Genomic DNA, 23843 nt, shown 5'->3' with positions numbered 1-23843 from the left:
TTTCCGTTCTTTTTTCCATTATAACAAGAGTATTTTTGTTTAGGTGTCTATAAATAAGAAAAAGCTGTTGAGAAATTACTTTCTCAACAGCCTGAGAAGCAATGCTTAGCATTGCTTCTTTTGCATATCCTTTTCCTGTTTAGGTACTGTCTGCAGGGAATGCTGGCTGTCAACAACATGGTCCCTGGGTTGAGCGAATAATTCTGTACCGCTTTGTTGCATGAAGGAAGAAGTTTCAAACTGCTGTATGTAATTCATCTAAAACATCAATTGGATACTTACCTGGCTCTGTTTGAAGCTGTTCTTTTGGTAATGAAGAAAACTGCAGTTGTTCGGCAGGTAAGTAAAGGCGTTATGGTCTCTTTTTTATTTGTATAATTTGAACAAGGTTGGAAAAAGTAAGAATAACTTTTGAGAAGTAGTGGTTTTATTTCTTTTATCGGGAGAAAGGAGGTGGAATAACATGGGGAAAGATCGTCAAGAAAAGAAGTTGCGTGAAAGCGGACGAGTGGAGTCCGACCGAGATGTAAACTTGCGCTACAAAGGGTCAACGAAGATGTCTGGTCCGGAAGAAGCAAGAAAGCTTAATGACGGGCATAAATAAAGGAAATGTGGCCATCTGCCGTAGAAGGGCCATATTTTTTTCGGAATTCTTAAATGTGACTCTTGGTTATGCAGCGGATTTTTAAATTAGTTATCATCAAAAAAGCCATTATGCTTAGCATAATGGCTTTACCGTTTATTCGTAAACGTGGATGGTTACATTTTGGCGACCAAACTGGATGGCATCGTCATGGTTTGGCATAAAGAGGTCAATCTTGTTTCCTTTGATTGCTCCGCCGATATCTCCAGCAATTGCTTCTCCGTATCCTTCAACATATACCTTGCTACCGAGTGGGATGACACTTGGATCGACAGCAATAACTTTTTGATCAGGATTTGCTCTTAAATCAATACCTGTATAGGTTACGCCAGAGCAACCTTCACAAAACGCAGTATATGCAGTTGCTTCAACGTTCATGGTAGTTGCGTCACCTTGGTCAGAGTTAGAAGATTCATTTGAGCTAGACTGAGTTGACTCGTTCGAACTAGAAGATTCGCTAGATGAAGATTGAGTTGACTCACTAGAACTAGACTGAGATTCACTAGAGTTGCTAGATTCATTAGACTCTGTTGTCTCTGGATTTGTTTGAATTTCACCTTTCACTTGTGCTTCGTTACCTTCGCCATCAAGATTCAGATGTTGACCAACAAAAATTAAGTTTTTATTCGTTATGTCTGAATTTAGATCAAGGATGTTTTGTACGCTTGTATCATTATCTTTAGCAATCTCGCTTAATGTATCACCGCTTTTTACTTCATATGCAAAGGCCGGCGTAGCAATTAGAACTGAGCTTAAAACTGCAAGTGATGCAATTACTTTTTTCATATTTAATACTCTCCTTATAAACTAGTTTTCATCCCGAAAAATGGAATGCCATACGTGTTTATCTGAGTTGCAACGTTAGTGATGCTAGCAACGCTTTTCCATTTCTATGCGGAATGTCTCTCGCAAGTCCTCACTATACAGAAAGGTAATTTACGAATCAACCACTTTTTCATTAAGTAACTTATTTGTAACTAGACTGTAATTACTAAAAAAGTCCTATTGCAAAATGAAAAAGGTGTGGAATCCTTCTGTATCAAGTGATTGACAATTTAATTGCTAGATTTAATCATTACAAATAGATTACAGAAAAAAAGGTTCTTAGAATAATGATTTAAAAGAAAAATGCCTTATGTATGATAATTTAAATATCTATAAAACGTTGATGCTATGCGCTTTTACGACTGATTTCGACGTTTTCTGAAGAAGCTCTATTTCGCTATTTTAATTTATTAAAACCAGGGTGATTGTAAAAAAAAATTAGAGACAAACATGAAGTCTAGTTAACTCACAAATAAGAAATACAAACCCGAAATAGGAGACAATCAGTCTTTGCAGAACCGATTTCAGCCTCTTCCGCTAAAACAGTCGCTCCAAAGTCTTTAGACACGTGCTATTGCCACGTAAGGCTTACGCTTAATTCTGTGAAAATACAAAAAAGACGAACAATCCTGTTCGTCTTCACTCTATTAATACATTTATATTCCAGTCACTTTCTACTTCTTTTTCCAATTGGCAAGATAGTCTTTAATTAATTCAGTTAGATGCTCACCGGATAGATCAATGTTATTTTCAAACGCATATTTAATGGAATAGCCAAACGCAGCCGTAATGGTGCCAGCTATCGTTGTCCCTGCTATAAAAGAGGCACCAGGAAAGAATTTCGTAACTTGGCGATAGATGGTTTGCCCGAAATTGCTTACTAATGTGGTTACAACAAGATTCTTGGCTTTTTTCTTCGTCATTGGCTGATCGTACAGGGAAGCAAGCTTCAGCATGAGCCCGACTTGAATCGATGTAATAGGGATAATGTCGGCACCGGGAATGGGCGTTGCTCCAACTCCTGCTGCAGCAGTCGAGGCACCAATAATCCAGCGGTTGGCAATGCTTGATTTTGCTTTCTTCCCTTCAATCTCCTTTGCAAGTTGAATGTCCTTTTGTTTTTTTTCTAGAATATCGAGGATGGCGAACCGTAATTGATCAATGTTAGCTCCACTTCTAGAAGAAATCGGGATAATAGGATAAGCATCCCCGGTATGCTCTTTCACATAGGTGACAAGCTGATCAATATCATCAGCTGCATCAATCTTATTCAGCACAAGAATAATATCTTTATTAACACTCTCCATCTTTCTAAAAAGGATGCGTTCGCCTTCAGAAAAAACGGTACCAGCGGCATTTAAAAAGAAGAGCAGGACATCTGCTTGTTTATAATAATCGAGTGTTTCTTGAGAATGGTCTTGAATGATGTCATCTAGACCAGGTGTATCAACAAAGGTAATGTTTTTTTTGAACGCGTATGTTAGGACTGAACTTGTTTCACCTGGTTTGGCCCCAACTTGCGCCACTTCTGCCCCCATAAGCTGGTTGATTGTCGAGGATTTGCCTGTATTCACATCGCCAACTAAGGCAAAGCGAATTTCTTTATCTAATTGAGCATCAATATGCTCAACTTGTTCTTCGTAAATTCGAGAAAAATGTTGATTGAATGTTTGTAGATGTTTTGATGAATCGTTCATATTGTTCACCTCACTTCTTTATATTCACCTTTTTGATTATGTGTAAACAGATTGGCTGAGTGAAATTAACTAAATAAAAAAACCGCCTTCGTTGAAAGACGGTTTAAGAGGCAAAAAAAGCTTCATTAAATGAGGAAATTCTGAAATCCAATCACAAGAAGAATGACAATGACAAGACTTGGCAGCAAATTAGCAATCTTAATTTGAGTGATATTTAATAAGTTTAAACCAATTGCTAAGATTAATATGCCACCAATGGATGTTAATTCTGCGATAATTAAATCCATTAATTCAGGTGATACATGAGCATCGATTTGATTAGCAAGCAATGTAATGGTTGCTTGGTATAAAAAAACAGGAATAGCTGCGAAAAAAACACCGATTCCTAACGTTGAAGAAATGATAAGCGCAGAAAACCCATCAATAGAAGCCTTTGTAAATAGTAGACTGTGATCACCGCGCAGTGCACTTTCAAGTGGTCCAAGAATTGCCAGCGCCCCTGCTGCAAAAATAAGAGTTGAACTAACAAAGGCCTGAGCAACGTTTCCTTGACTATTCTTCCCAAGCTTCGTTCCTAACCAGCTACCGAGATGATTTAAGCGGTCGTCGATACGAAGCCATTCGCCAATCAGTGCTCCGATCGTAAGACCCGCAATGATAATTAAAAATTGATTTCCTGTGATAGCCATCTGTATCCCAATGATAATAATCGCTAGGGACAGAGCTTGCATCACTAATTTACTCATACCCTCAGGTACATTCCGAATGCGTACGCCGATTAATGAAGCAATAGCAATTGCTACTGCATTGACAATGGTTCCTGTTAGCATAATGATCCTCATTCCGTATCCATTCATTAAAAAGAAAGAGCGATTCATTATAGCAAATTAACGGCAGAGTCGAAAGAGGAGAGTAATGACTGGCTATCGGAAGCCAAGAATGAAGAGTGGTCGTTTGTTACTTAGTGGCCACCCAGATAGTCCAACGATCTTTTTCAAGGATGGTTTTATTAGCAGCTAGCTGTTGGTCAATCTTTGTAATGAGCTGATCAAGTTGTTCATCAGACAGTTCATAGAGAATGCTCCTGCCTGTTCGCTTGCGCAGATCATCAAGGAGAGCTTTTTTATCAATATACTGTTTCCTTGTTTCCCACAGCTGAAGCGTTTGGACGTTTGAAAAACCGGCAGCATGTAATTTTTCTAAAACGACATTGCTTGAATGCCTTCTATTCTTTTCCTTCTCGCCAAGTGCTGGGAACACTTCGAAGAAATAGCCTCTTACATGCGTCTCTGTACCGGGTAGGAGGCAGTCTTCTGGTGTGCGATCCTGAACAATAAACGTTCCGCCTGATTCTAAGAGGGAGTAGGCTTCTTGAAAGAAAGACGTTATGTCATTCGTGTGGTGGATAACCGCCTTCTCGAATACGATGTCATAGGTACCGCTCAATCCGGTTTGAGTAGCAGACCCGTATTGAAACGAAATGTTTTTAAATGATTCACATGTTTGTGCTGCGTTAGCAAGCTGTTCTCTCGAGAAATCAACTCCAATGACGTGAGAAGCACCTAATTCTGCAAAAGCTTTTGTATAAATTCCGCCACCGCAACCAATATCAATAATAGTTTTGTCTCTTATATCGATAATGTTTTTTATCTGTTGCCGCCAAGAAACATCTGCCTCTCGTGACGCATAACTTGTTCCAACTTCTTTACTATGAAAATCAATTCCCATCCGTTATCACTCCTTTTACGTCTTTACATTTATACTATCCTACTATTGCTTAATTGAATAAGACGCCGTTGTAATCAACATTGATAAGTGTTGTGAATCAAGGATTGCTTTATTAGAAGAGGAAATGTTATCGGGCTGCTCGAATAGATACCAGTAAAACGAGAGTGAGTGAAAGGTGGTTTCTTAATGTTTTATCTGCTGTATTGTCGCTCCGCCCAAAAAGCAGCACGTTCCATGACGAAGCGTTTACAATGGCGTGTTCCTATAACGTTTGGAGGAAAAGGTTCTTTAAAACAATTGGAAGAAATAATGAATGGTGGAACGATGGGAAAGGCTCTAGTTATAACGGACGATACGATGGTCGAACTGAAGTTAGTCGAGTTAATGCAAGACATCTTGCAAGAAGGGCAGCATCCTTATACTGTTTTCAGCAAAACGGTCCCAAATCCGACGGTTGAAAATATTGAAGATGCCTTGCACCTCTATCATCAAGAGAATTGTTCTTCTCTTATTGCGTTTGGTGGAGGGTCAGTCATTGATTGTGGAAAAGCTGTCGGAGCGAGAGTGGCTCGTCCGAACAAGTCGCTTGCAAAAATGAGCGGTATGTTTAAAGTCAGAAAGCCATTGCCGCCGCTTATTGCGATTCCGACAACGTCAGGAACAGGCAGTGAAGCAACCTTGGCAGCGGTCATAAGCAATCCTAGTAAGAAAGAAAAGAATGTAATGATGGATTTAGCATTAATTCCTACTTACGCGATTCTTGATCCAAGTTTAACCTGCAGCGTGCCTCCAAAAATTACGGCGGAGACGGGAATGGATGCCTTAACTCATGCGGTAGAAGCATATATTGGTTTAAGCACGACTGAAGAGACGAGAAGATGGAGCCTTGAGGCAACGACACTTGTTTTTACGAACATAAGGCAGGCCTATCAAGATGGAACAGATGTAGACGCGCGGTTGCAGATGCAGCGTGCTTCTTATCTTGCAGGATTAGCTTTTACCCGGGCGTATGTAGGCAATGTTCATGCAATCGCCCACACGCTCGGCGGTATGTATGGTACTCCACATGGCTTTGCAAACGCGGTAATCTTGCCGCAGATGTTACGTAAATATGGAAAAAAAGTTTATCCAGCACTATCTGAATTAGCTTTGGCTGCAGGTGTTGGTAAACCTCGAAACAAAGTGAAGAAAAACGCACGCTTATTTATAAAGGAAATTGAGCAATTAAATGAGGATATGAACATACCAACAAAGATAGCCAGTATTAGACAAGCCGATATTCGCTTAATGGCCAAAAGAGCTCATAGCGAAGCAAATCCGCTTTATCCCGTTCCACTAATTTTAAGCAAACGCGCTTTCCGCAAGTTTTACCGCAAGCTTTTAGTAGAGGATTAAGCGGATGTTCTTAAAAGCTCTGGTTGAATCGATCAGCAAATGATTTCTCATGAAAGGAAATGTGAGCATGTTTGAAAGCACCAATTACCGCCCCGGCAACGGGTGGTAGTGCTACCTTTGTAACTTGTACGGGTGTTGTTACATGCTGTTTCATATGACAACGTATAGCTGCTTCGAATAAGTCGGCTCGCTGCATGACGCCACCCGTTAAGATGACTGGAAGCAGTCGATTCGTGTTGATTGTCATTTGGTTTACTAAGGCTGCTAGCTGTATGCTTATTTTGTTTGCTTCGGTTTGAATGATCTTATGCGCGACAGGGTCATTCTCATCTACGGCTTCGATCACAATTTTGGCTAATTGCGCAATGGTTTGTCTTGCTTCTTGTGTGTAAACAAGCGGGATGATTTCTGGGAGATGTGCTACTCGGAAGTGTTGCTTGATTTTCTCCAAAAGGGAAGTCCCTGTGGTTATGGAATCATGCGCTTGTAAAGCAGCGTGAAGTCCTGCCTTACCAATTGAATAGCCACTGCCTTCATCACCAATCAAGTAGCCCCATCCTCCTACCCGATGCCTGTTCCATTCATCATCAATACCGTATGATATGGAACCGGTCCCGGAGATATGGACGGCTCCAGGGTGTCCGAATGTACCTGAATAGAGGGCGATCACAGCATCATGGTCCACAGTTAACAGGCAGTTTCTGGGGAGTGTTGGTTGAAAAGCCTCTGTTAAATTTTTTTTGTTTACTGGCGAACTCGCACCAGCAATACCGGCAAACAGTGCTGCTACCTGATTGTACTGCAACGGATGCTTTCCTTTTATCGAGGAGAGTAAACCAGCCATACGAATGCTAGCTTCTTCCTTCCCAACGCTGTTTGGGTTCGTTGGACCTACTGTTTCTTTTGCAATGACTGTACCGTGTTTATCTGCTAAGACGGCAATCGTTTTTGATCCGCCACCATCAATTCCAATCACGTACATACGTATTCACCTCAACAATTCTTGTCTCTATCTTAGCGAGTTCTAAAGCGGATTGTCTATATTATTGCAAAATTATTTATAGTGTTTCTTAATTTATTTAAAGGCATAAAGAAAGGATTTTATACACGAGTTTCTTGTTTTCATGCACTTATAATTCTCTGAAGATCTTAGATATGTTGATAAAAAGGATTATTGATTTGCTGCTTAAAGCTAATGGGAATGCTGGCAAGTCTTATTAATTTTTGAATTTAGTGAAAATAAGTTGCGTTTGTTTGCCTTAGCGTATATACTCTTTTGTATAACCATATGGTTATATGTTGGAGGGAATGATTTGACACATTTTTATCGTGTACTAGCAGATGAGACAAGGAGAAAGATTCTTGCACTTACTGCACAACGAGAATATACACAAGCAGAACTTGTTTCCTTGTTTGATGTTTCACAGCCGGCTATTAAAAAGCATCTGGATCTCTTGCTTAAAGAACAGTTGCTTCATGAACGAAAGGAGGGGCGGTACCGTTATTACAAATTACATCTTGATAACTTTAAAGACAAAAAAGCAGAGGTTGAGCAGGAGCTGAATCAAATATTGAAACAAAAGTTAGTGGACTTAAAATCTTATTTAGAAGAGGGGTATTAAAATGATTCATTTAGCACAAGCAAGCAAAAAAATTTGGATTAATGCGACGAAAACAAGCGTCTGGCACGCATTAACCATTCCTGCAGAACGCAATAAATGGGAAACAAAGCAATGCGAGATTGACTTACGCTTAGGTGGAACGATCTTTCTTGATTATGGTTGGGGTGTGACCTATCGAGGTGAAATTAAACATTTTGTTCTTCATGAGAAGCTTGTCACTGCTGACGAAAATGGCGATACCACAACTTGGACGATTGTGCCTGAAGATAATGGATGTTTAGTTACAATCGAATACAGCGGTCAATGGAGTGGGGATTCGGGATTAGCTGAATTGGAAAATATGTTGTTTGGTACGTATCAGTTTATGAAAAACCTAAAAAGCGTGATGGAAAACAGCGGAGATGAGCGCAGTGGTTTTTGGAGAAGCTGGATCGGATCGATTAATTGCACGGACTCCCAAGGAGTAAAGGTTGTCAATGTGGTTGCAGGTACTCCTGCAGAAGGTTTATTTGTTGAAGGTGACTATCTCCAAATGCTTAACGGTCACGCGGTTGAAGACTATGATCAATTTGAAAGTGCGATTACCCTTGCAGAAGCTGGAAGTCACTTTACAGTTGTAGTTCGAAGAGGCAATCATTTCCTTGACATTCCATTAAAAACCATCCCATTTGGTACAACGCTAACAAAATAAACCTGCGAGTAGCTGTCCCTATCATTCAAGGGATGGCTAGTTCTGTCTCTCCTCTTATTTTCCTTTGCCTTTATTAGGTTGGCGAAGAAATTCAATTGCTTCTCTTGTTTCATGTAAATGCTTGACGGTTTTCTCGTACTGGAGTGATGCAACGCACATAAACAAAATATCAATAACTTGTAGCTGTGCAATCCGAGAAGAAGTCGCTCCGCTTCTAAATGTCGGCTCTTTTGTTGCAGATGTGAAAAGGGGGATATCCGCTTGTTCAGTCACGATCGATTGGCCGTATTTCGTTAAGCTAATCGTCGTTAGTCCTTTCTCCTTAGCAACTTGAAGGAACTGCTGAACTTCATTCGTTTCCCCAGAAAAGGATATACCTACAGCAACATCTTCTGCATTTCCCGTTGAGACGAGTGTAGATGCCATATGTATATCTGAAAAAGCGTAGGCGATCTTATCAATTCTTAAAAACTTTTGTAAGGCATCCTGGGCAATAATGCTTGAGGCACCTATACCGAAGAAGTGAATTCTTCGTGCTGTTTTTAACTTGTCGACTGCCTTTTCTAGGTTTTCCGTACTTAATAATTCAGCCGTTTCGCGAATGGTTTGAATTGAGTTGTTCGTCATTTTATCAATTATCGATTGTGCCGATTCATTTGGTTCAATATCACGCAAACCAGAATATGGATTTTTTTGTAAGTCTCCAGCAATACGAATCTTCAAATCTGGCAATCCTTTTAAGTTTAGTGATTTACATAATCGAATAACAGCAGCGCTCGATGTACCGCTGCGCTTACCGATTTCGCTTGCTGTTAACGAAATGACTTCCTGAGGCTGGTCAATCATATAAGCAGCAATTTTTCGTTCTGAAGGTGGAAGGGTAGAAAGCATTTCAGTTAGCATCACCAAGCCCCCAGTCATAAAAGCCATTTCAATCAACTCTTTCTTGTTTTTCATTACTGTCAGTATACTAAATTTTTGTCTGCATCACATGAAAACGTCTTGTAATTTTAAAGCCGAAGCGTTTGTAGAGCTTACCGGCAGCGCTTGTTTCACTTGTCCATAAAAACCAAGCTCCATGCAAACTGTCTTGCTTCATTTGCTGAAGGCATTCATGAAGTAAAACCGCACCTAAACCTTTACCTTGCTCCCTATTATCGACACCAAAAGGACCGAAGCGCTCACGGACACCCTCATATCCACCATATAAGCAGAAGCCGACAATTTTCTTTTCCTTTTTGACGATAAGAACTTGTCTAAGTGAGACTGCTTGCATAAATCCTTCTCGAATGGCTCGCCCCCAATCAGAATTATAAGCAGTCGCAAATTGAATAAGTGGATAGATGTCCTCATTATGACAACAGGAAAAGGAATAGCCTTCCGTTTCTCTTATTCTCTTCAAAGAAGCAAGTTGTGAAGAAGGGTGGAACTCTTGTAATCGAAGGTCCATTGCAACTGGTGAATACAAGCTAGAAAAGCCTAACTGCTTAAGAAAATGAACGGCATTGGGGTACGTCTGCTCATCAATACCAGGCAAAATGTAGTTTGGTGCATAGGCTGCAAAGAAAACGGTATTTCGGCTTGTTTCTTTTAAAAACTGAAGAGCTCGTTCCATTAACTCTCTCCCGATCCCTTTGCGCTGCATGTTCGGAGCAACAAAAAAGAAGGGAATCCAGCCCTTGTCCTGTTCAAGGTCAGACCCAAGCATGGGGACAAGCCTCCTAACAGCATAGACGCAGCCAATTAGTTGTTCACTATCAAAAGCGAGCTGCATACCTTGTGGGTCGAAGTTCGGGTCAAGCAGAACAAGGCGACGGTATCTCATCTGTGAGAGCGGGTCTAGAGGCATGGTTTCATTCCACAGCTGAAGCAGGGCAGATTCATCACCCGCCTGATATGTTCGATACGTAATCATACATGGGCTCCTTTCGGCGAATCATAAATCAAGTAAGGTTTACGCAGCTGTTCAAAAGTACGTAGTTGTTCTTCAGACTGCTGTATAAATGTGCTACTCTCACCTTGGTAAATCAAAGCCCGTAATTGCTTTGTTCCAGCTAATAGATCAAACATGTAACGTCCATTTGCATGTTGGGCAAATGAAAAGTCAGACGGATAGAGCTTAGCAATTAAAGCAATTAACGCGAGACCTGATTGAAAAGCGTTCACGTGATCTCGATTTGTAATGTGAAGCTGTACGCCGTGGCATTGTTCATCTTTGTATTTCTGGTAAGTAGGGACGAATGATGTAGGTCGTGCACAAATACCACTTAGTTTTAACCCGTTGAAAGCAGCGGCCAAAGCAAAACCATCAATAAAAGGAGCACCAATGTATTCAAACGGTTTGGTTGTTCCCCGCCCTTCTGATAGATTGGTTCCTTCAACTAAGCAAGTGCCTGGATAAAGGAGCGCCATACTCAAGCTCGGGGCATTTGGAGACGGCGGGACCCAAGCAAGTCCAGTCTGATCATAATACATGTCTCTACGCCAACCGTCCATTGGAATAACGGTCAGTGAACAATCATAGCCAAACTCATCTTTAAAAAGCATCGCTAATTCCCCGACAGTCAAGCCGTGACGATTTGGTATAGGAAGTAAACCAACAAAAGAGCGGCAGCCTTCTTCAACCAAATTCCCTTCCATTTTCAAGCCACCGATCGGATTTGGTCGATCAAGGACAATAAACTCTTTACCATACTTCTTACAGGCTTCCATCATATAAGCCATCGAGTAGATAAACGTGTAGTAGCGTGAACCAATGTCCTGTAGATCAAAAACAATAACGTCAACAGACTGGAGCATCGCTTCCGATGGTCTTTTCGACTCCCCATATAAACTAAAAACGGGTAATCCTGTACGCGGATCAGTTGATGATTCAATTGAAGCTCCTTCTTTAGCATCGCCGCGGATGCCATGTTCTGGTGCGTAAAGCGCAACTAGATCAATGTCTTGGTGTTCATGAAGTAAGTCAATCGATGTTTTTAACCGATGGTTAACCCCAGTTACATTCGTTAATAGACCAACCTTCTTTCCTTTCACAGCTGTACATGCGCCTTCAATAAATACATCGATTCCTAATTTCATAGCTAAAACCTCCACATTTTAAACTGGAAATCCTGGAATGGTTGTGCCTTTATGAATATTCGTGCCAACTCGGTATTTAAGGGTTTGAGCGTAGCCGGTTCGATTTAAACAGCCCCTCGTTATTCCCAGCGCCTTATAATAATCGTAGTATCGGAACGAAGTTGAATGTAGAACAAACCAATAGGCTGATATCGCTTGAAGGTACGTATCAAATTCTGCAGTTACATCAACATAAATATCTGGTTCATAATCTGGATCTTCCCAGTTCTCGCTGTGCAACATTTGTTTTAGTCCGTGAGGGGGAAGTCCGTTTAATTCAAAGCCGGGTAAGGCAGCCTTTAACCACGCGGCCTCAACGATTTTAGGACAGGCTGCGTGGTCTGGGTGAATGCTTTTAGTCCAATGTGTGACAACTAAGTCAGGCTTCAGCTGGCGAAATAAGGTCGCGACGGCGTTAATTGTCGCTTCATCAACGCTAAGCTCAGCATCTTTATAATTAAGTGTGATGGTCTGAACCCCTAGAATTGTTGCTGCTTGTTCTGATTCCTTGATCTTCTGTGCGCGATACTCATCAACTGATAGGTGAGGAGGGGTTCCTTTTTCACCAGCAGTTAAGTGGAGAAAAGTGACTTGATGCCCGGATTTTGCGTATTTATGGGCAATTGCACCTGCAGCTAGTTCAACATCGCCACAGTGAGCACCTACAAAGAGAATTTGAGTTTTAGTAGTCTTCATTTGATGTTTCTTTCTGATTTGATCAATGTGACAGGGGAAGTGCCAGTTAAAGGGTGCTTTCCAAACAACGCTTTGGCAGCGACCTCTAATGCAGGATAACTAAACTCATACGTATTGATATAAATACCAACGCCGTCTGGTAGAATGTTGTAATCATAAGGGCTTCTCATGGCAACCACATGAACGTCAAAGTTAAAGCGGACAAGCTGGTGTAGCAATTCCTGTTGCTCTTTCTGCTGTGAAGCTGATAAGAGCCCGATGACAATCGTATCGTATTGATGCGAAAGCGCCGAGAGTTGCTCAGTAAAAAGGGGCATTTGCTTAACGTCTGAATGAGGGACAATGGATTGTACAGCAAGGCCAAGGGCAGCATGAGCATAGTGTTTGTCCTCTGCTCGGGTCATTATTGCCTCAGGAGGTTCAATGACGAGGATACGTTTTCCTTTTGCTGACAAGGGAATAAGGTTAGCTCCTTGCTCGATCGTGACGCTTTTTTCATAAACGGCCATCGCCTCATCTTGGTGAACTTGGCCACCTACAGAAGCTGGAACTGAAGCATATTCTTTTACATTCAGAAGGTACTTTTGTTTAACAGCAAGAACACGTCGGTACGCTTCTTCTATTCTTGTAATTGGTATTTCGCCGTCTTCAACGGCGCGCTTTAACTGTTCTAGGGCTCCTTTTTGTTTCACGATTGAATGAGAAACCATAACAAGATCCACACCTGCCTTAATCGCCTCGACACAGCCTTTCTCAGTACCAATCGTCTTTGTTATTGCATCCATTTCCATGCAGTCTGTGGTAACAACACCTTCAAAGCCCATATCATTCCGCAAAAGATCGGTCAGAATTTTTTTAGATAGAGTGGCAGGGACCCCTTCTTTTTCTTCTAAGGCTGGAAAATAAATATGTGCTGACATAATTGTATCTGCACCTGCATCGATACATGCTTGAAATGGGTAAAGTTCGACTTCTTTTAAGCGCTCAAGAGAATGATCGATTCGAGGTAGACCAAGGTGAGAATCAACATTTGTGTCACCATGACCTGGAAAATGCTTGAGTGTTGTAACCATTCCTGCCTTTTGTAGACCGGCCATCGCCTGTTTTCCATATAAAGCGACCTTATGGGGGTCTTCTCCAAAAGAACGGACGCCGATTACAGGATTTTCTGGGTTATTATTCACATCAAGAACTGGAGCTAGGTTCCAGTTAATACCGAGCGCAACTAACTCCCTTCCAGAAAGTTGATGCATGTGGTAGGCATTTTCTGGATCATTCGTGGCGGCAAGTGCCATAGCCCCTGGAAGCAAAGTCGTTCCTTGTCCTAATCTACGGACAACGCCGTTTTCTTGATCAACAGAGATAAGTAAAGGGAGCTCTTGCCCTGATTTCTTTGCGATCCGCTGTAAGGAAGAGGTCAGCTTCTGAACTTCTTCTGGTGTCCCCATGTTGCGAGCAAATAGGATGATGTTCCCGATTTTGTGTTCTTTCATAAATGCTTCCATTTCTTCGGGGACTCGTTTTCCTGGGAAGCCAACTACTAGTAATTGTCCAAGCATCTCGTCTAAACTAGGCTTGCTCATAATACACCGTCCTTTTGTTCAGTTAATACTTCATGTTTATTTTGAAAATGTGAGGACAAGAACAAAAGCTTGTATCTTTTAAAATGGTAGCGCTAGTTTTCCCATTGATACCGCTTTTTTTGCTCCTGTTGCAGAAGGGGTATTGTTTGGCTGCTGACGTAAAAATTCATTCCCCAGTATTGCAAAAGCAATCGCTTCTTTCGCATCGCTAGATACATTAAGCTTCTCCATTGAAAATACAGGGCGGTTTAAATCAACCTGAAGGCGCTTCATTAGGAATTGGTTGTGAACGCCGCCACCGCCGACAAATACTTCTCCTATATCAAATTGATTGGTAAGAGAGTGAATATTCATTGTAACGGTAGAGACTGTGAATTGAGTAATGGTGGCAACGACATCTGCAAATGAGAGGGAATAAAATATTCCTTCTTCCCACAAGGTTTCAGCCATCTGACGATTGTAGAATTCTCGACCAGTGCTTTTGGGGTAAGGGAGTGAAACAAAAGGGTCTCGTTTAAGTAGCTGCTCTAGCCATGCTTTATGAACGGTTCCACTCAGGGCTAGCCTGCCATCTTGATCAAATGTTTGTTTTCCATTCGATCCAATTCGAACCATTTCATCAATCAAGACATTGCCAGGCCCCGTATCAAAAGCGAGAATCTCTTCGCTTGCAGACGAGCCCTTATTACGTGCTGGCAAAACGGTGACATTCGCCATGCCACCGATATTTAGTAAAATACGATCGGTATCTGCACTTCTAAATAATAGCTGATCAACAAAAGGAACAAGCGGTGCGCCTTGACCTCCCACCGCAAGGTCGCTCGGTCTAAAATCGCCAACCGTGAGTGTCTGCGTGTTGTGGGAGATGACGGCAAGTTCGCCTATTTGTAGCGTGGCCAATTCATTCGGTAAATGATAAAGCGTTTGACCATGTGAAGAAACAAAGTCAAGATCTTTTATCTGAAGGCCACTTGTATTGACAACATGATGGACGGCTTCGGCGAAACGTTCACCAAGCTCCACATTTAATCGACAGATTTCATCTACTTTACTCGTATCGGGATGACAACAGTCAAAGATTCGTTGCTTAAATTCTTCAGAAAAAGAAAGTGTTTCATATTTAATTAATTCAACCTCAGTTTGTTCGCCTGAGCCTGTTAAACGAACAAGTGCTGCATCAATCCCATCCATTGAAGTACCAGACATTAAACCAACAGCAAGAACAGATTGTTTAGTAAGGGGAAGAGAAATGGTCATGATTGTCCACACACCTTTTAATTGAAATATAATTTCGTTGCACTTAATAAAAAGCAGTCGTATCGCCACTATATGTGGCGAACGACCAATTTTTCATCAGAAGTACGGTTCTTATTCTTTCACGCCACCCATTGTTAACCCTTTTAGGAAGAAACGCTGGAACATTAGGAAGATCACAATGATCGGTAAGGCAGCAACCGTCGCCCCTGCCATTAAGAACTTAAAGTCGGCTAGGTTGGCATCTTGCAATGTTTTGAGTCCAGCAGGCAAAGTCATCAAATTCACATCATTAATGACGATGATTGGCCAGAGGAATGAATTCCAAACAAGAACAAACGTGAAAATTCCGAGAGTGACCATTGCCGGAATAGCAAGCGGAATGACAATTTTAAAGAAAATCCGCAATTCACTTGCTCCATCAATTTTAGCCGCCTCAATGAGCTCATCTGGCACAGATAGTAGAAACTGACGCATTAGAAATACACCAAAAGCTGCGGCTAAACTCGGTAAGATTAAGGCAAGGTGATTATCGATTAGTCCCAAATCGCGTATGATGATAAAAGTAGGGACGAGGGTAACCTGCTCAGGTATCATCATTGTGGCGATGATGACCCAAAAGAAGATCCACTTCCCAGGAAACTGCTTTTTAGCAAATACATACCCAGCCATCGTATCAATTAAAACGATTAATAGTGTTGTTACAATGGCAATGTACATACTATTAAACAGCCAATTCATGACAGGGGTCGTTGTAAACAGTTTAGTGAACGCACCAAACGTTTTCTCTCTAACTTCCGTCATAAGTTCTGCATGAATTTGTGCTTGTTCCGGATCATCATTCCGTTCAGCTTCGCGCTTTTTACTCCATTGTGAAAAATACTCGGGAATGCCGGCTGGATATAGCTTAGGTGGGGATGATTCAACATAAGATACAGGGCGGTCCATCTCTTCGTTTTGGTAGCTTGGAAGCTGCAGGGCGGTTGAAAATACCCAATACAACGGTAAAAGAGAGATGATGGCGACCGCAGTTAGTATAAATAAGGTAATTGGTTTCTTAAGCTTACTTAACATAAATACGCACCTTCTCTCTATTTATCCGTTTTTAATGCTTTGAATTGAGCAATTGCAAATCCCATAAGAATGAGAAATAGAATGACCGATTGAGCTGAAGCTAGTCCGAAATTAAAGTCGCGGAAAGCCGTTTTGTAGATAACGTGAACAACGGTTTCGGTAGCGTAGCCCGGGCCACCTCCGGTCATCATAATAATTTGTGTAAATACTTGGAAGGAACCAATTGTACTGATGATAATTAGATACAAGGTCGTTGGTTTCAATAGAGGCAACGTAATGCGCCACCATTTTTGAAAGGGGCTTGCACCATCAATGTCAGCAGCTTCATATAGGGATGGATTAATATTGTTCATTGCCGCTAAATAAATGATAATTCCAGAACCAGGAGGAATTAGAATCGACATGATCATTAAAGAGGGCAGGGCAGTAGATGTCTGCGCGAGCCAGTTGACCGATTCAAAGCCAAAGAACTCAATTACGTAATTGAATAAGCCGAAACGGTAGTTATACATCCAGCGCCAAACCATCGCAATGATTACCATTGATGTAACGGTTGGCAAATAAAAAGCTGCTCGAAAAAACGTTTGCGACACTTTGCCAAGCGGATGGATTAATGCTGCAAGCACAAGTGCTGTGATGATAAAGGCAGGTACGGTAACAATGGTATATAAAAGAGTATTCACTAACGCTGCTCGGAAGGCGGGGCTTTGGAATACTTCAAAATAATTTGTTAAACCAATGAAATCAACATTAAATGTGCCCCAGTCTTGGAATGAAATAATAAAAGCCCAAATAATTGGGACAAACATAAATACGGTGAAAAAGAGTAATTTAGGTAAAAGAAAAAAATAGGCAGCTTTGTTCTGCTTGATCTTTTGCCAGAGCGATTTTTTTCGGATGTGAATGGTCCGTTTAGCTCGATTCACATTTTGGTTGGTTTCCATCATGCTCCCCCTTTCAGTTGATGAAAGACAATAACGAAGCCCTCTCTTATGTAGAGAGGGTTAGATTGGAAATGAATGTTCTCATTACATCGTCCTCAATGCCGCTTCGATAGAATGGTTGCGCTAATTACCCATAATCCGTTCGACTTCAGGTCGAGCATCTTCAAGTGCCTGTTGCGGTGTTTTTTCACCATTTGCTGCAAGTTGAAGATGACCTTGAATAATCTCATCAATCCGAGCCCACTCAGGATGGCGTGGAACAGGAATGACTTGCTCGCTTAATTCCTGTGCAGCCGCCATCTGTGGGTTGTCGGCAAATGGATCCATATCCGCGGTAGAGATGCGGGCAGGAAAGGTACCGTAGTTTTGTGCCGTAACAAACTGTTCTTCAGTACTTGTAATATGGCGCATGAGTTCACTAACCATCTCTTTTTTTGCTTCGTCTTCTTGCATGAACATGACGAAGCCACCAACTCCACCTGATGTTACTGGTTCACCGAGGTCGCCTGTTGGGTATTCAGCAACCATAAAATTCATGTCGTATTCATCTGTTTGTAAGGAATTTATTGCCCATGTTGCCCAAGGTTGTACGGCTACAGTACGCTGGTCTAACGCAGCAAACGCTTGGAATGTACCCCCTACATCTGCACCGCCCATTTCAACTGGCGCAACGTTGTGCTCGAATTTTAAATCGATTAGCTTCTCCAGTCCGCTAATGGTTTCTGGAGAGTCAAACGTATACTCCGTCAACTCTTCATTTAAAGGTAGGCCACCATCCATATAAAGGAAAGGCCATGCTTCGTAATATTCGGGCATGATGTACGTTGAGAAACCATACACATCTCCATCTGTTAACGCTTCCATTTTTTCAACAAATTCTTCATAGGTCCACTTACCGTCTACAGGGGGTTCAACGCCTTTTTCTTCGAAATGGTCTAAGTTTAATAACATAGCTTGTACACTGATTGAGGTAGGGATGCCATATAGATTGCCATCATGTTCATAAGCTTCAAGTGTATTTGGATAGAAATCATCCCACTCTTCATCTGTGAAAACGTCATCCGTTTGCTCAATGACCCCATCTTCAATGTGATTTAAACTAATGGTTCCCCCACTAATGTCAATAGGCGCAATGTCTGGCCACGTTCTCCCAGCAATCGCAACAGTTAAACTGTCACCAAGTTCTGCCCAAGGTTGTTGAACAATATCAATTTCGACGCCAGGGTACTTGTCTTCAAACTCAGCTACTTTTTCTTCAATCCAATGGTACTGGTTTTCATTTTCATCGCGCCACCGTGGACCATCCCAGAGCGTGATTGTTCCTTCCCAGTCCTCCCAGTTTTCAATATCACCCGAACTGGAAGAACCACTTCCGCCATTACAAGCGGTTAAGGCAACAAGTCCAAATGTTAGGGTGCCCGCGTACATCCATTTGTTCATTTTTTTCATGAAAACATCCCCCTTATTAAATGGTTGCTATATCAATCTTAATAGCCAGTTGGTCATTAAGAAAACTACCTTACCTTTTTACAAGCTTAATTGCTTGTCTGACAAAGCCCTTTGCCTGGTTTAATAAGTCAACGGCTTGTTCAAGTGTTACATTGCCCTCAATCATAACGATTGCAACCTTAACGTTGTAATCTGCTTTTTGGAGAGTGGCTTCAGCATGTTCTAGCGAAACATTTGTTATTTGCATGACAATCGTTATTGCTCTCTGTTTTAATTTATGATTGCTTGCTTTCACATCAACCATCAAATTTCCGTAAACTTTCCCTAGTTTTATCATTGCGGCAGTTGATAGCATGTTGAGAATCATCTTATGTGCAGTGGCTGCTTTTAATCGTGTTGAACCGGTAAGGACTTCTGGGCCAACCTCTACTTCAATTTTACAATTGGCAATAACGCCGATTTCTGAATGGGGGTTTGCTGCTAAAGCGATTGTCTGAGCGCCAATTGAGCGAGCATACGTAAGTGCTCCGATGACGTAGGGAGTTCGTCCGCTTGCTGCAATTCCGACGAGAACATCCTGTTCTGTGAATTGAGCTTGCTTCAGGTCGGTTACTCCGGCGTCCTTGTCATCCTCAACTCCTTCTACAGCAGTTGTAATCGCTTGATTGCCTCCAGCCATGATTCCACGAACAAGACTAGGGTCAGTGCGAAATGTTGGCGGACACTCAGATGCGTCAATGACACCAAGTCGTCCACTTGTCCCAGCGCCTATATAAAAGAGACGTCCACCTTGCTGTAAAGAGTGATAGATGATCTCAGTAGCAACTTCAATTTCTGGTAAATAAGCTTTGACAGCGTGAGCGACAAGCTGATCTTCTTGGTTCATCACGGTTAAAATGTCTCTTGTTGATAGTTGATCAATGTTTTCCGTTTGTTTGTTTTGTTTCTCAGTTGCAAGTATGGATAAGTCGAGTTCCATTTGATCACCAATTTTCCATAGATATATGAATCTGAAATAATATTTTAAATTAATATATATTTATTGAAACATTATTTCAATTATTTGTCGACAATTATTTTTAATTTATTGAAAATAATTGTCGATTTTCAGCTAAAAGGTTAGATAAGTGTGTCTTCACTAAGTAAAAATAAGTCACTTGACATGTTTCAAAAATGGTTATAAGGTAATATATATAACTATATAACCGTATTACGTTTAGTGGGAGGTGCCTATGTCACAGTTAAAAGATGATGGGAAACCGTTATTTGTTCAGATTAAGGAATTAATTGAAGACCAAATTGTTAAAGGTCAGTTAAACGAAGGCGATCAAGCGCCATCGACAAATCAACTTGTTCAGTTCTATAAAATTAATCATGTAACCGTCGCAAAAGGCGTAAATCAGCTTGTCGATGCAGGTATTTTATACAAACAAAGAGGGGTAGGCATGTTCGTTGCTGAGGGGGCGAAAGAAACATTGATGAAGCAGAGGAAAGAAGATTTTATGGACTTGTATGTCATGAAGATTGTTGAAGAAGCTGACAAGATCGGCCTGTCGGAAGAAGAATTAATCACCTTAATTAAGCAAGCAAGGAGGAATATGTAATGAAAAATAAATTGAGTGTTTCTCAATTAAGGTTAACTATTGGAAAGGTTGCCGTATTGAAAGACATTTCATTTTCACTTGAAGAAGGGAAGATATACGGTGTACTTGGCAGGAATGGTGCAGGAAAAACAAGCTTGTTATCCATTTTAGCTGGTTTGAGAAAAGAGACTGAAGGATTTGTGAGTTATGAGGGTCAACCATTATTTGAACAAGCAAAAGCGATGGAATCAATTGGGTTTTATTATCAAGTAAGTGAGATGCATGAATCGATGAATGCCCAAAAAATAACAGAGTTAATCAAACAAACAGATGCTTTTCGCCCGAATTTTGACAAGGTGTATGCCGAATCTCTCATCAAAAAATTTAAGCTACCTGTAAATAAGCGGCTAAATCAATTGTCAAAAGGTATGCAGTCAACGGTATGGGCAGTTATAGGATTAGCGAGTAGGCTGCCAGTGACAATCTTTGATGAAGTGTATTTAGGGATGGATGCACCAACGCGAAATACATTTTATCAGGAATTGTTGGAAGATCACGCAACTCATCCAAGAACGATTATTTTATCGACTCATCTTGTTTCGGAAATGGAACACTTATTTGAACACATCTTGGTGTTGGACCAAGGTCAATTACTAATTGATGAAACCTATGAACGTTTAGTAGAGAAGGGTTTCAAATTAACGGGTAATTCTGAGACCGTGGATTATTTCTCGCAGCGCTTTGAATTATTAAATGTGCAGATGCTCGGGCAAACAAAATCTGTCGCTGTTTATGGTGAGTTAGGTGAGGAAACTCGTTCTGAAGCAGTTAAAGCCGGCCTAGAAGTAGGGCGAATTTCATTGCAGGATCTATTTATTTACATGACAAAGGAGGAAGATGATGAGTCTGTTAACTAAAGTCATTTTCAGAGAGCAGATGCGTTGGACGTTTTGGTTTCTTGCTTGGGTTTTATTTTTTTATATAGTTTTAATAGGAGTAAGTGTTTACTTTATAGAAGGGGTCGAGGGGCTTGGTAGTTTTCTAGCTTTCACCTTTGCACCATTTGGAACTTATATGTTAATTATCGGTCTCTTTTCACCCTACCGTTTCCTCACGCAATATGCACATCTAGGTCAAACGAGAAAAGCTTATTTCAAAAGCACCTTGATAGCTTCAGTAATGGTTTCAGTAGTGGTTGCTTTCATCGCTCTCCTCGTCACGTTATTACAATTAGTACTAGCTCGTACAATAAGTTGGTTCCCGGAGGTTCAAGGAACAATGGCTAGTACGTTAATTCAGAGTGAAAATGGGCATGTCCACATTGATTTAACAGGGTTAGGGAATCTAGCAGGTATTGATTTCGATGATTCCTTTGTGGTATCGCTCTTTGTTTTTATCTTCCTCTCGCTTATGTATTATTTAGTCGGTTGGTTCGTCGGAGTGGGTTACTATCGTTTCGGCTGGATTAAAGGCTTTATCTATGTAGTAATGGGCTTGCTATTATTAGGTGGACTGCATTGGATTTGGGGGGCTACGGTCATTACTGCGACCGGGAACGTAGTTTTGTCTCTATTAAGCACGATTCTTATGGGTGTGCTAGTAGCAGCTGTTATTTGGAAGCATGTTTCAAAAACAACCATACGATTTTATTAATGAACACAAGTTAAAAAGAGGAGCAGCTGCTCCTCTTTTTCGTGTTACGTTGTTGTTGTAATCAATGTTCCGGAGAATCCTGCGGCAAAACGGTAAATTGAAACGTGCCCAGCACTGTTTGCTTCGTTTGGTGCGTTAGCTAATGTTACAGCAAAAGTAGAAAAATTGTTAATTGTAATTGTGTCACCTGCTGCGTAGTTTTGGACGCGAATGACATTAGATTGACCAGCGGTTCCTGCCGATGCTGCTGGTGCAGCAGGAATGGCACCTCCGTTAACAGTTAAAGCAAATACGGAGCCTGTCGTTGTTCCTGTGGCTTTGTTAAGCGTGACGCCGATATAATACAAGCCAGGTGTCAAAATGGTGAACGTACCAGTCGCAGCGGTATACGTGATACCTGCGTATTGACTAGGTGTTAACTGCGTAACAGCAGCTCCCGGTGCAATTGTTTGTGGCTGAATATTACTGTTAAAGAATGGTTGCAGTGGAGAAGCTCCGGTGGCCCCAGTAGCTCCAGTGATACCTGGAAGTCCGGTTGCGCCGGTTACACCAATACCAGTTGGGCCTGTAATACTGATGCCAGTAGCGCCAGTAACACCTGGTAATCCAGTCGCACCAGTCACCCCAATACCAGTAGCCCCGGTAATACCGATACCCGTTGCTCCAGTAATGCCTGGAAGCCCAGTGGCTCCTGTAACACCTGGAAGTCCGGTTGCACCGGTTACGCTAATACCTGTCGCACCAGTAATACCAATGCCCGTGGCCCCAGTAACACCTGGTAATCCAGTCGCACCAGTCACCCCAATACCAGTAGCCCCGGTAACGCCTACACCGGTTGCTCCAGTAATACCTGGAAGCCCAGTGGCCCCAGTAACACCTGGAAGTCCGGTTGCACCAGTTACGCTAATGCCTGTTGGACCAGTAGTACCAGCTGGTCCTGTTGGTCCAGTAACTCCTGGAGTACCAGTCGCACCAGCCCCCGTAGGTCCAGTAGGTCCAGTCGCACCAGTAGCGCCCGCACCAGCAATAAGCGTATAGTCAGGAGAAGTGCCTGGAGTACCTGTTGGTGGAGCGGTATTCACAAGGTACGTGCTGCCGTTGAAAGTAACAACTTGCCCAACCGGATACGTTGGAGCAACAGCCGGATCAAAAGCAACAACACCCTCAAAGCCAATGCCCGTAGCCCCCGTAGGTCCAGAAGGCCCAGTAGCACCAGTGCCCCCGTCAGCGCCAGTAGCGCCCGTAGCCCCTGCGCCAGCAATAAGCGTATAGTCAGGAGAAGTGCCTGGAGTACCTGTTGGTGGAGCGGTATTCACAAGGTACGTGCTGCCGTTGAAAGCAACAACTTCCCCAACCGGATACGTTGGAGCAACAGCCGGATCAAAAGCAACAACGCCCTCAAAGCCAATGCCCGTAGCCCCCGTAGGTCCAGAAGGCCCAGTAGCACCAGTGCCTCCGTCAGCGCCAGTGGCACCAGTAGCGCCCGCGCCAGCAATAAGCGTATAGTCAGGAGAAGTGCCTGGAGTACCTGTTGGTGGAGCGGTATTCACAAGGTACGTGCTGCCGTTGAAAGTAACAACTTGCCCAACCGGATACGTTGGAGCAACAGCCGGATCAAAAGCAACAACGCCCTCAAAGCCAATGCCCGTAGCCCCTGTAGGTCCAGAAGGCCCAGTGGTGCCTGTGCCTCCGTCAGCGCCAGTCGCACCAGTAGCGCCCGCGCCAGCAATAAGCGTATAGTCAGGAGAAGTGCCCGGAGTACCTGTTGGTGGAGCGGTATTCACAAGGTAGGTGCTGCCGTTGAAAGTAACAACTTGCCCAACCGGATACGTTGGAGCAACAGCCGGATCAAAAGCAACAACGCCCTCAAAGCCAATGCCCGTAGC

General features: G+C 42.2%; 23 protein-coding genes. 7 read left to right on the top strand and 16 right to left on the bottom strand.

The window, feature by feature from the left end; translation table 11 throughout:
* Positions 1-463 precede the first annotated feature (463 nt).
* On the top strand, positions 464-604 hold the full coding sequence (locus tag JOC54_RS22270; protein ID WP_081765754.1) for a YpzI family protein: 141 nt from the start codon (positions 464-466) through the stop codon (positions 602-604).
* A 135-nt stretch (positions 605-739) separates the two neighbouring features.
* Here JOC54_RS22270 and JOC54_RS22265 read toward each other — a convergent pair whose 3' ends face one another.
* From JOC54_RS22265 to JOC54_RS22250, 4 genes are all read right to left on the bottom strand, one after another.
* On the bottom strand, positions 740-1429 hold the full coding sequence (locus tag JOC54_RS22265) for a 3D domain-containing protein (protein WP_035421017.1): 690 nt from the start codon (positions 1427-1429) through the stop codon (positions 740-742).
* A gap of 713 nt (positions 1430-2142) precedes the next feature.
* Entirely contained in the window at positions 2143-3165 is a 1023-nt protein-coding gene (locus tag JOC54_RS22260) for a YcjF family protein (RefSeq protein ID WP_204469306.1), read from the bottom strand.
* Positions 3166-3290: 125 nt separating this feature from the next.
* Positions 3291-3995, bottom strand: coding sequence for a DUF554 domain-containing protein (locus JOC54_RS22255; RefSeq protein WP_239586889.1), 705 nt, complete (start codon positions 3993-3995; stop codon positions 3291-3293).
* A gap of 127 nt (positions 3996-4122) precedes the next feature.
* On the bottom strand, positions 4123-4893 hold the full coding sequence (locus JOC54_RS22250; RefSeq protein WP_204469304.1) for a class I SAM-dependent methyltransferase: 771 nt from the start codon (positions 4891-4893) through the stop codon (positions 4123-4125).
* A gap of 186 nt (positions 4894-5079) precedes the next feature.
* Here JOC54_RS22250 and JOC54_RS22245 point away from each other — a divergent pair, with 186 nt between their 5' ends.
* Positions 5080-6288 (top strand): iron-containing alcohol dehydrogenase, encoded by a 1209-nt coding sequence (locus JOC54_RS22245; RefSeq protein ID WP_239586888.1) that lies wholly within the window; start codon positions 5080-5082, stop codon positions 6286-6288.
* A 10-nt stretch (positions 6289-6298) separates the two neighbouring features.
* Here the strand turns inward: JOC54_RS22245 and JOC54_RS22240 are convergent, their stop codons facing one another.
* On the bottom strand, positions 6299-7270 hold the full coding sequence (locus JOC54_RS22240; protein ID WP_204469302.1) for an N-acetylglucosamine kinase: 972 nt from the start codon (positions 7268-7270) through the stop codon (positions 6299-6301).
* Positions 7271-7601: 331 nt separating this feature from the next.
* Here JOC54_RS22240 and JOC54_RS22235 point away from each other — a divergent pair, with 331 nt between their 5' ends.
* Together JOC54_RS22235 and JOC54_RS22230 are read left to right on the top strand one after the other, a co-directional pair.
* Positions 7602-7910 carry an ArsR/SmtB family transcription factor gene (locus JOC54_RS22235; RefSeq protein ID WP_204469300.1) on the top strand — a complete coding sequence of 103 codons (309 nt, stop codon included), beginning with the start codon at positions 7602-7604 and terminating at the stop codon, positions 7908-7910.
* A gap of 1 nt (position 7911) precedes the next feature.
* Positions 7912-8601: an SRPBCC domain-containing protein gene (locus JOC54_RS22230; RefSeq protein ID WP_035421012.1), complete on the top strand. Its 690-nt coding sequence runs from the start codon at positions 7912-7914 to the stop codon at positions 8599-8601.
* Positions 8602-8655: 54 nt separating this feature from the next.
* Here JOC54_RS22230 and JOC54_RS22225 read toward each other — a convergent pair whose 3' ends face one another.
* The 10 genes from JOC54_RS22225 to murQ all read right to left on the bottom strand — a co-directional run bounded on the left by JOC54_RS22225 (position 8656) and on the right by murQ (position 19700).
* Positions 8656-9504, bottom strand: a complete 849-nt coding sequence (locus JOC54_RS22225; RefSeq protein WP_204469298.1) for a MurR/RpiR family transcriptional regulator — start codon at positions 9502-9504, stop codon at positions 8656-8658.
* Between the two features lie 67 nt (positions 9505-9571).
* Positions 9572-10516 carry a GNAT family N-acetyltransferase gene (locus JOC54_RS22220; protein ID WP_204469296.1) on the bottom strand — a complete coding sequence of 315 codons (945 nt, stop codon included), beginning with the start codon at positions 10514-10516 and terminating at the stop codon, positions 9572-9574.
* Entirely contained in the window at positions 10513-11682 is a 1170-nt protein-coding gene (locus tag JOC54_RS22215; protein ID WP_204469294.1) for an exo-beta-N-acetylmuramidase NamZ family protein, read from the bottom strand. The genes JOC54_RS22220 and JOC54_RS22215 overlap by 4 nt, the downstream gene beginning before the upstream one ends.
* Before the next feature lie 18 nt (positions 11683-11700).
* Positions 11701-12417, bottom strand: a complete 717-nt coding sequence (locus JOC54_RS22210) for a PIG-L deacetylase family protein (protein ID WP_204469292.1) — start codon at positions 12415-12417, stop codon at positions 11701-11703.
* On the bottom strand, positions 12414-14000 hold the full coding sequence (nagZ, locus tag JOC54_RS22205) for a beta-N-acetylhexosaminidase (RefSeq protein WP_204469290.1): 1587 nt from the start codon (positions 13998-14000) through the stop codon (positions 12414-12416). Before nagZ ends, JOC54_RS22210 begins: the two co-directional genes overlap by 4 nt.
* A gap of 78 nt (positions 14001-14078) precedes the next feature.
* Positions 14079-15257, bottom strand: coding sequence for an anhydro-N-acetylmuramic acid kinase (locus JOC54_RS22200; RefSeq protein ID WP_239586887.1), 1179 nt, complete (start codon positions 15255-15257; stop codon positions 14079-14081).
* A gap of 111 nt (positions 15258-15368) precedes the next feature.
* Positions 15369-16328, bottom strand: a complete 960-nt coding sequence (locus tag JOC54_RS22195) for a carbohydrate ABC transporter permease (RefSeq protein WP_054795110.1) — start codon at positions 16326-16328, stop codon at positions 15369-15371.
* 17 nt (positions 16329-16345) lie between these two features.
* A complete protein-coding gene (locus tag JOC54_RS22190) occupies positions 16346-17272 on the bottom strand; it encodes a carbohydrate ABC transporter permease (protein WP_204469287.1) in 927 nt (308 codons plus the stop codon).
* Positions 17273-17395: 123 nt separating this feature from the next.
* Positions 17396-18721, bottom strand: coding sequence for a sugar ABC transporter substrate-binding protein (locus JOC54_RS22185; RefSeq protein WP_204469285.1), 1326 nt, complete (start codon positions 18719-18721; stop codon positions 17396-17398).
* A gap of 70 nt (positions 18722-18791) precedes the next feature.
* A complete protein-coding gene (murQ, locus tag JOC54_RS22180) occupies positions 18792-19700 on the bottom strand; it encodes an N-acetylmuramic acid 6-phosphate etherase (RefSeq protein ID WP_204469283.1) in 909 nt (302 codons plus the stop codon).
* A gap of 253 nt (positions 19701-19953) precedes the next feature.
* Here murQ and JOC54_RS22175 point away from each other — a divergent pair, with 253 nt between their 5' ends.
* The 3 genes from JOC54_RS22175 to JOC54_RS22165 are packed head-to-tail and all read left to right on the top strand — an operon-like array spanning position 19954 to position 21957.
* On the top strand, positions 19954-20325 hold the full coding sequence (locus tag JOC54_RS22175) for a GntR family transcriptional regulator (protein WP_204469281.1): 372 nt from the start codon (positions 19954-19956) through the stop codon (positions 20323-20325).
* Positions 20325-21221 (top strand): ATP-binding cassette domain-containing protein, encoded by an 897-nt coding sequence (locus tag JOC54_RS22170; RefSeq protein WP_204469279.1) that lies wholly within the window; start codon positions 20325-20327, stop codon positions 21219-21221. Before JOC54_RS22175 ends, JOC54_RS22170 begins: the two co-directional genes overlap by 1 nt.
* Positions 21205-21957 (top strand): hypothetical protein, encoded by a 753-nt coding sequence (locus JOC54_RS22165; protein ID WP_054795107.1) that lies wholly within the window; start codon positions 21205-21207, stop codon positions 21955-21957. The genes JOC54_RS22170 and JOC54_RS22165 overlap by 17 nt, the downstream gene beginning before the upstream one ends.
* Positions 21958-22001: 44 nt before the next feature.
* Here JOC54_RS22165 and JOC54_RS23305 read toward each other — a convergent pair whose 3' ends face one another.
* The gene (locus tag JOC54_RS23305) at positions 22002-23834 is read right to left on the bottom strand and encodes a beta strand repeat-containing protein (RefSeq protein ID WP_437183596.1); all 1833 of its coding nucleotides are present in this window, start codon (positions 23832-23834) and stop codon (positions 22002-22004) included.
* Positions 23835-23843: the final 9 nt, after the last annotated feature.

Origin of the sequence: Shouchella xiaoxiensis (assembly GCF_016907895.1) — a bacterium.
GTDB lineage: Bacteria > Bacillota > Bacilli > Bacillales > Bacillaceae_D > Shouchella > Shouchella xiaoxiensis.
The sequence above is the reverse complement of the archived record's forward strand: the minus strand, read 5'-3'. Positions and strand labels throughout refer to the sequence as shown.

Coding starts and splice junctions, on each gene's coding strand:
- JOC54_RS22270 (WP_081765754.1), top strand. CDS start 464: ATGGGGAAAGATCGTCAAGAAAAGAAGTTGCGTGAAAGCGGACGAGTG.
- JOC54_RS22265 (WP_035421017.1), bottom strand. CDS start 1,429: ATGAAAAAAGTAATTGCATCACTTGCAGTTTTAAGCTCAGTTCTAATT.
- JOC54_RS22260 (WP_204469306.1), bottom strand. CDS start 3,165: ATGAACGATTCATCAAAACATCTACAAACATTCAATCAACATTTTTCT.
- JOC54_RS22255 (WP_239586889.1), bottom strand. CDS start 3,995: ATGCTAACAGGAACCATTGTCAATGCAGTAGCAATTGCTATTGCTTCA.
- JOC54_RS22250 (WP_204469304.1), bottom strand. CDS start 4,893: ATGGGAATTGATTTTCATAGTAAAGAAGTTGGAACAAGTTATGCGTCA.
- JOC54_RS22245 (WP_239586888.1), top strand. CDS start 5,080: ATGTTTTATCTGCTGTATTGTCGCTCCGCCCAAAAAGCAGCACGTTCC.
- JOC54_RS22240 (WP_204469302.1), bottom strand. CDS start 7,270: ATGTACGTGATTGGAATTGATGGTGGCGGATCAAAAACGATTGCCGTC.
- JOC54_RS22230 (WP_035421012.1), top strand. CDS start 7,912: ATGATTCATTTAGCACAAGCAAGCAAAAAAATTTGGATTAATGCGACG.
- JOC54_RS22225 (WP_204469298.1), bottom strand. CDS start 9,504: ATGCTAACTGAAATGCTTTCTACCCTTCCACCTTCAGAACGAAAAATT.
- JOC54_RS22220 (WP_204469296.1), bottom strand. CDS start 10,516: ATGATTACGTATCGAACATATCAGGCGGGTGATGAATCTGCCCTGCTT.
- JOC54_RS22215 (WP_204469294.1), bottom strand. CDS start 11,682: ATGAAATTAGGAATCGATGTATTTATTGAAGGCGCATGTACAGCTGTG.
- JOC54_RS22210 (WP_204469292.1), bottom strand. CDS start 12,417: ATGAAGACTACTAAAACTCAAATTCTCTTTGTAGGTGCTCACTGTGGC.
- nagZ (WP_204469290.1), bottom strand. CDS start 14,000: ATGAGCAAGCCTAGTTTAGACGAGATGCTTGGACAATTACTAGTAGTT.
- JOC54_RS22200 (WP_239586887.1), bottom strand. CDS start 15,257: ATGACCATTTCTCTTCCCCTTACTAAACAATCTGTTCTTGCTGTTGGT.
- JOC54_RS22195 (WP_054795110.1), bottom strand. CDS start 16,328: ATGTTAAGTAAGCTTAAGAAACCAATTACCTTATTTATACTAACTGCG.
- JOC54_RS22190 (WP_204469287.1), bottom strand. CDS start 17,272: ATGGAAACCAACCAAAATGTGAATCGAGCTAAACGGACCATTCACATC.
- JOC54_RS22185 (WP_204469285.1), bottom strand. CDS start 18,721: ATGAAAAAAATGAACAAATGGATGTACGCGGGCACCCTAACATTTGGA.
- murQ (WP_204469283.1), bottom strand. CDS start 19,700: ATGGAACTCGACTTATCCATACTTGCAACTGAGAAACAAAACAAACAA.
- JOC54_RS22175 (WP_204469281.1), top strand. CDS start 19,954: ATGTCACAGTTAAAAGATGATGGGAAACCGTTATTTGTTCAGATTAAG.
- JOC54_RS22170 (WP_204469279.1), top strand. CDS start 20,325: ATGAAAAATAAATTGAGTGTTTCTCAATTAAGGTTAACTATTGGAAAG.
- JOC54_RS22165 (WP_054795107.1), top strand. CDS start 21,205: ATGAGTCTGTTAACTAAAGTCATTTTCAGAGAGCAGATGCGTTGGACG.